The sequence below is a fragment of the Algoriphagus confluentis genome (assembly GCF_036245625.1).
Taxonomy (GTDB): domain Bacteria; phylum Bacteroidota; class Bacteroidia; order Cytophagales; family Cyclobacteriaceae; genus Algoriphagus; species Algoriphagus confluentis.
The window spans coordinates 1-345 of record NZ_BTPD01000048.1 but is presented as its reverse complement, the minus strand read 5'-3'; the positions used below and the strand labels follow the sequence as shown (position 1 = coordinate 345).

The 345-nt window shown below is 43.2% G+C and carries 1 protein-coding gene; it reads right to left on the bottom strand.

From position 1 onward, the window contains the following. Positions 1-92: 92 nt before the first annotated feature. Positions 93-345 (bottom strand): GIY-YIG nuclease family protein (locus AAA943_RS21840; protein WP_338226531.1); only part of this gene is annotated, 253 nt, incomplete at its 5' end.

Genomic DNA, 345 nt, shown 5'->3' with positions numbered 1-345 from the left:
TTGAACCCGTGTCCGCCGCGGCGGATATGAATCCTGCGCTGTAACTAACTGAGCTACTATTTCATATGATCTATTGGAATTTTGGAATCAGCCTATGATTCTGAGATCCGGGAGTATTTTGACAAAATAAAATTCCTGACCCAATCCCGGCCTTTTCCAGACTTTAGTTCCAGTTCCCTTTTGAGGGCTTGCTTTTTGGATTGAAAGAATTCAACATGGACAACGATCCAAGGACGATACTTGATCGTGAAGCCTTTGGTTGATTTTTGATTATGAAAATGGAACCGGGTAATCAGATCAGAGGTCATTCCCGTGTAGGTCTTACCAGTTGAGGGGGAAAAAAGG